The sequence below is a fragment of the Cellulomonas sp. genome (assembly GCF_035634735.1).
GTDB lineage: Bacteria > Actinomycetota > Actinomycetes > Actinomycetales > Cellulomonadaceae > Cellulomonas.
Genome location: NZ_DASQCJ010000223.1, coordinates 1 through 5937 on the forward strand (window position 1 = coordinate 1; position 5937 = coordinate 5937).

Sequence of the window (5937 nt, forward strand, 5' to 3'; positions counted from 1 at the left end):
GCGTTCGGCTGGGTCTGGGTGCCGGGCACGGTCGCGCTGTTCACCGTCGTGCCGTGGCTGGCGCGCGACCGGCGGCTCGGGCCGGCGGCCTGGGTCGGAGTCGCGCTGGGGACCGGCTCCGCCGTGCTGCTCACCGGGACCCGGCTGCTCGCGCCCATGTCGGACGCGCGGGGGCCGATCGCGCTGGTCGTGGTCGCCGGGCTGGTCACCGCCGCCGCGACCGGGTGGCGGTACCGCCGCGGCCCCGAGGCGGAGCGGCGCGGGCTCGGGCTGCTGGCCGTCGCGACCGCGATCATGGCGCTGTCGTTCGTCCCGCTGCTGCTCGTCGACCCGGGGCCCGCGGCCTTCCTCGCCGTGCCGGTGAGCCACCTGGTCTGCCAGGCGCTGTTCCCCGCCGCGCTGCTGGTGACGGTGCTGCGCAACCGGCTGTGGGGGCTGGACCTGGCGATCAGCCGGGCGACGGTCGCCGCGCTGCTGACCCTCACCCTCGCCGGGGTCTACGCCCTGGTCACCGCGGGCGTGTCGGCGCTCGCGGGCACCACGACGCCCGGCGCGCAGGTCGCCGCGGCGGTCGGCGTCGTGCTGCTGCTCCAGCCGGTGCGGGGCTGGCTGCAGGCCCGGGTGCGCCACCTGGTCTACGGCGACGCCACCGACCCGGGACGAGCCGCGCTGCGGATCGGCCGGAGCCTGACGACGCCGGGCGGGTCCGCCGACCTGCTGGCCGGGCTCGCTGCGGGCGTCGGCGAGTCGCTCCGGCTGGAGTCGGTCCGGCTGGCGACCCGGGGCGCCGACCCGCTCGCCGCCTCCTGGGGGTCGGCCACGTCCGAGCCGGTCCGCGTGCCGGTCGAGCGCGCGGGCGACGTCGTCGGCGACCTCGCCGTCACCGCCCCGCCCGGCGAGCGGCTGGACGCCCGGAGCCGGGCGGCGCTCGACCAGCTCGCGCCCGTCGTGGCGGCCGGCCTGGCGCTCGCGGCCGGGGCCCGGGACCTGGAGCGCGCGCGGGACGCCGCCACCTCGGCCCGGCTCCGCGAGCGCCGCGCGGTCCGGCGCGAGCTGCACGACGGGCTCGGGCCGTGGCTGTCCGGGATGCGCCTGGGGCTGCAGGGCGCGGTCAACCTGCTGGACGGCGGCCGGCCCGCGGACGTCGAGGCCGCGCGCGTCGCGCTCACCGCGCTGCGGGACGAGGCCGAGCGGCGGGTCGAGGACGTCCGGGACCTCGCGCGCGGCCTGCTGCCGCCCGTGCTCGACGAGCAGGGGCTCGGTCCGGCGCTCGACGACCTGGCCCAGCGGCTCGGGCGCGAGGGGTTCGCCGTCGACGTCGCCGGCGACGACCCCGGGGCGCTGGACCCGGTCGTCGCGGCCGCCGCGTACGGGGTGCTGAGCGAGGCGGCGCGCAACGCGCAGCGGCACTCGGGGGCCGCCGGCTGCCGGGTCGAGGTACGCCGGTCCGCGGACGCCCTGGAGGTGCGGTGCGCGGACGCGGGGCGCGGGCCGGGCCCCGCCGCCGGGTCCGCGCGGGCCGGCGACGCCGTGGGCGTGGGGACCCGGTCGATGCGGGAGCGGGCCGAGGAGCTGGGCGGGCGGGTGGACGTGGTCGACACCGCGCCGGGGACGCTCGTGCGGGCGGTGCTGCCGCTGGTGCCGGGCGCGCCGGCGACCGGGGCGGGGGCCGCTCGGGCGGACGGGGGTCGCGCGGCCGGGGCCGGGGTGGCGGCCGGGGCGGGCGCCGCCGAGGCGGTGCCGACGTGACGGTGCGGGTCGCGCTCGTCGACGACCACCCGGTGTTCCGGATCGGCATGGCGGCGCTGCTCGGGTCCCTCGCGGAAGTGGAGGTCGTGGGCACCGCGGCGGGGGCCGCCGAGGCGCGCGCGCTGCTCACCGGCGGCGGCGCCCCCGGCGTGGACGTCGTGATCATGGACCTCGACCTGGGCGACGGGTCGGGGGTGGACGTCACGCGGGAGGTCGTCGCCGCCCGCCCGGGGGCAGCCGTGCTCGTCATGAGCATGCACGAGGACGACGACGCCGTGGTCGCGGCGGTCCGGGCCGGGGCGCGCGGGTACCTGGTGAAGTCGGCGCCGCCCGAGCAGGTCGAGCGCGCGGTCCGCGCCGTCGCCGCCGGGGAGATGATCCTCGGCCCCTCGGTGGCGGAGCGGGCGATGGCCTACGTCCTGGGCGGGCGCACGGCCGTGCGGGTGCCGTTCCCCCGGCTGACCGACCGCGAGCGCGAGGTACTGGACCTGGTGGCGGGCGGCCACGACAACGCGGTGATCGCGCGGCGGCTCGGGCTGTCGGCGAAGACGGTCCGGAACCACGTGGCGAACGTGCTGACCAAGCTGGAGGTGCCGGACCGGTCGGCGGCGATCGTCCGGGCGCGGGCCGAGGGCCTGGGCGGCGCGGTGACCGGCTGAGGGTTCGGCGGGCGCCGCCGGCGTCAGTCCGTGACCGGCGGCTGCGCCGACCAGGGGAACGTGATCCACCGGTCCGTCCGCCGCCACACGAAGTCCGGCGCGACGATCGAGTGCGACTTGGCGTACAGCACCGCCGTCCGCGCCTCCTCGCAGTGCTCGGCGACCAGCCGCTGCACGAGCGCCAGGGTCTCCCCCGTGTCCGCCACGTCGTCGACGACCAGCGCCCGCCGGCCGACCAGCGCCGCGTTGTCCAGCAGCGGCGGCAGCACCACGGGCTCGGGGAGCCGGGCGTCGATACCGGTGTAGAACTCGACGTTCAGCGTGCCGCAGGCCTTGAGGCCGAGCGCGTAGGACAGCGCGCCGGCGGGCAGCAGGCCGCCCCGGGCGACCGCCACCACGACGTCGGGCTCGAAGCCGGACGCCACCACCGCGCGCGCGAGGTCCCGCGCCGCCTCGCCGAACTCGTCCCAGCCCAGGATCTCGCGCTCGTCCGGCAGGTCCTGGCCGGGTGCGGCCTCCGCAGTCGTCATGCCGGTCAGGCTAGCCGCCGCACGTGTGCGCCAGGTTGCGCGGGGCTGTCAGGACCCGGTGACGGCCGCGGCGTGCTCGACGATCCGCCGGACGTCGTGCAGGTGGTGCAGGGCGTCGTGCGCGTTGTTCCGGGCGACGTCCTCGGCGCGCTGCGGCCCCCGGGTGGCGTGGTCGAGCACCACGCCCTCCGCGAGCGCCGCGGACACCGCGTCGACCCAGCCCGGCACGACCCGCCGCAGGGCCAGCAGCGACGCCCCGACGGTCGCGTGCGCGTAGTCCCGCGCCGCCGCGAGGGCGTCCGGGTCGTAGCCGGCGGTGGTCGTGCGCCCGTCGCAGCGCGCGGCGTCCAGGCGGTACGCCCAGGTCTCCAGGTTGTCGGCGACGTGCCGGACGTACGCGGCGGTGGACCAGCCGAGGTCCGGGTGCCGCAGGGGCTCGGGCGCGCCGACGAGGACGGCGGCGAACCGGCCGGGGACCTCGGAGACGGCGTGCACCGCCTCGACCGGGGTCCAGGCCCAGGTGTAGCCGCACTCCCCGCACGGCTCCCCGTACAGCGCGGCGCCCCACAGCTCCATCCCGGCACCGTACCGCCGGGGCGCGCAGGGACCGGGTGGCAGCGGCGCGGTCGCGCGGCCGCGCCGGGCGACCGCGCCCGCCGACGGCGTCAGGCGCTCTCGCGCAGCGCCCGCCGCCGGTTCTCGTGCTCCATCAGCTCGACCGCGAGCGCCCGGTACCCGTCCGGGTCGGCCTGCCCGTCCATCCGCTGCAGCCGGCCGCGCAGGTCGGCGATGTGCCGGGTCAGCTCCATCTCCACCAGGGCCATGACCAGCCCGCGGGCGTAGCCGGGCAGCCGGTCGGGCCGGTCCTCGGGCAGCGGCGCCACCGCGAGCCGGGTGATCAGGCCCTCGACCGGCGACGCGGCCTCCTCGCGGACCGCCTCGACCCAGCCGACCGCCGCGCCCGGCCCCTCGGCCGCGACCCGGGCCCGCGCGGCGGCGGCCCCGCCCGCGGCGCGGATCGCCGCGTGCACGGCCCGGTACGCGGGCGCGCTGAACGCCTCGGGGGGCAGGTCGTCGAACTCCGGCGGCACGGCGTCCGGCATCTGCAGCACGGCCTCGAGCGCGCGCCGCTCGGTCGCGGTGACCGGGTCGCGCGGGTCGGGCATCGCCATCTGCGGCGCGGGCAGCGCGGTCGCGCCCGCGGGCGCGCCGGCACCCGGCCCGGCCTGGTCGAGGTCGTGCGGGGGCGCGTCGTCGTACGGCTCGGGCGGCGGCTCGTCGAACCGCTGGCCGTAGCCCTGCCCGGGGTTCGACGGGCCGCGCCCGCCGCCCTGGCCGAACCCGCCACCGCCGCGACGGTCGTCCCACCGGCCGCCCCCGCCGCCCGGGCCCCGGCCGCCGCCGCCCTGGCCGCCACCGCCGCCGGGTCGCCCGCCGCCCTTGCCGCCGCGCCCGCCGTCCCGGCGCCAGCCGCCCTCCTCCGGGCCCGGGGGCACGAAGGTCGACCGGCCGCCGTTCGCGCCGTAGCCGCCCTGGCCGTAGCCCGACGAAGGCGCCCCGCGCCCCGCGTCCCGGCCGCCCGACGAGGACCGGCCGCCGCCGCGGGAGGCCTGCTGCACCGCGCGCTGCACGGTCTCGATGTCCATGCCGAGCCAGCCGGCGAGCATCCGGGTGTACTCGGGGCGCAGCGCGGCGTCCCGGATGCCGCCGGGGATCGGCGCGGAGGCGCGCAGCGCGGCCACCCGGCCCTCGGCGGTGTGCAGGTCGTAGCCCTGCAGCGTCGTGCGGATCACGAACTCGAACAGCGGCTGCCGGGTCTTCACCAGCGCGCGCACGGCGTCGGGCCCCTGCGCCTGGCGCAGGTCGCAGGGGTCCATGCCGCCCTCGGCCACCGCCACGAACGTCTGCGCGCTGAACGCCTGGTCCTCGCCGAACGCGCGCATCGCGGCCTTCTGGCCGGCGGAGTCGCCGTCGAAGGTGAACACGACCTCGCCGCCGACCGACTCCCCCGACGCGAGCTGGATGCCCGACCCGGCCCCTCCCGCGCCCATGAGCCGCCGCACGATCCGCGCGTGGTCCGAGCCGAACGCGGTGCCGCAGGTCGCGACCGCCGTGCCGACCCCGGACAGGTGCATCGCCATGACGTCGGTGTAGCCCTCGACGACGACGACCTGCTTGTTCTTCGCGATCTCCCGCTTGGCCAGGTCGATGCCGTAGAGCACCTGCGACTTCTTGTAGAGCGGCGTCTCGGGGGTGTTGAGGTACTTCGGCCCCTGGTCGTCCTCGTACAGCCGGCGCGCGCCGAACCCGACGGTGTCGCCGGTGACCTCGCGGATCGGCCACACCAGCCGGCCGCGGAACCGGTCGTACAGCCCGCGGTTGCCCTGGCTCATCAGGCCGCTGGCGGTGAGCTCGGCCTCGGTGAACGAGCGCCCGCGCAGGTGCCGCAGCAGGTGGTCCCAGCCCTGGGGCGCGTACCCGATGCCGAACTGCTCGGCCGCCGCGCGGTCGAAGCCGCGCTCCGCGAGGAACTGCCGGGCCGTCGCGCCCTCCGGGGACAGCAGCTGCTCGGCGAAGTACTCGGCGGCGACGCGGTGCGCCTCCAGCAGCCGCTGCCGCTTGCCGGGCTCGTGCCCGGGCCGCGGGCCGCCGCCCTCCTCGTAGCGGAGCGTGACCCCGGCGCGGCCGGCCAGGTACTCGACCGCCTCGGTGAACGGCAGGCCGTCGATCTTCTGGATGAAGTCGATGACGTCGCCGCCCTCGCCGCACCCGAAGCAGTGGTACAGCCCGACCTGCGGGCGGACGTGGAACGACGGCGACTTCTCGTCGTGGAACGGGCACAGGCCCTTCATGGAGCCGACGCCGGCGGTCTTCAGCGCGACGTGCTCGCCGACGACGTCCTCGATCCGCGCGCGCTCGCGGACGGTCTGCACGTCCTCCCGCCTGATCCGTCCCGCCACGGGTCGATCCTAGGTGCCGCGGCGAGTGCATCCGGGCGG

The 5937-nt window shown here is 78.5% G+C and carries 5 protein-coding genes; 2 read left to right on the top strand and 3 right to left on the bottom strand.

Features of this window, described 5'->3' with window-relative positions; all coding sequences use genetic code 11:
- The coding region (locus tag VER05_RS18050) for a sensor histidine kinase (RefSeq protein ID WP_324846696.1) at positions 1 to 1749 on the top strand (1749 nt) is incomplete at its 5' end.
- A complete protein-coding gene (locus tag VER05_RS18055; protein ID WP_324846697.1) occupies positions 1746 to 2408 on the top strand; it encodes a response regulator transcription factor in 663 nt (220 codons plus the stop codon). The genes VER05_RS18050 and VER05_RS18055, both read left to right, overlap by 4 nt.
- Before the next feature lie 23 nt (positions 2409 to 2431).
- Here the strand turns inward: VER05_RS18055 and VER05_RS18060 are convergent, their stop codons facing one another.
- The 3 genes from VER05_RS18060 to dnaG all read right to left on the bottom strand — a co-directional run bounded on the left by VER05_RS18060 (position 2432) and on the right by dnaG (position 5898).
- Positions 2432 to 2938, bottom strand: a complete 507-nt coding sequence (locus VER05_RS18060; RefSeq protein ID WP_147793900.1) for a phosphoribosyltransferase — start codon at positions 2936 to 2938, stop codon at positions 2432 to 2434.
- Positions 2939 to 2986: 48 nt separating this feature from the next.
- Complete coding sequence (locus VER05_RS18065) at positions 2987 to 3514, bottom strand: DinB family protein (protein WP_324846698.1); 528 nt, start codon at positions 3512 to 3514, stop codon at positions 2987 to 2989.
- 89 nt (positions 3515 to 3603) lie between these two features.
- A complete protein-coding gene (gene dnaG, locus VER05_RS18070; protein ID WP_324846699.1) occupies positions 3604 to 5898 on the bottom strand; it encodes a DNA primase in 2295 nt (764 codons plus the stop codon).
- Positions 5899 to 5937: the final 39 nt, after the last annotated feature.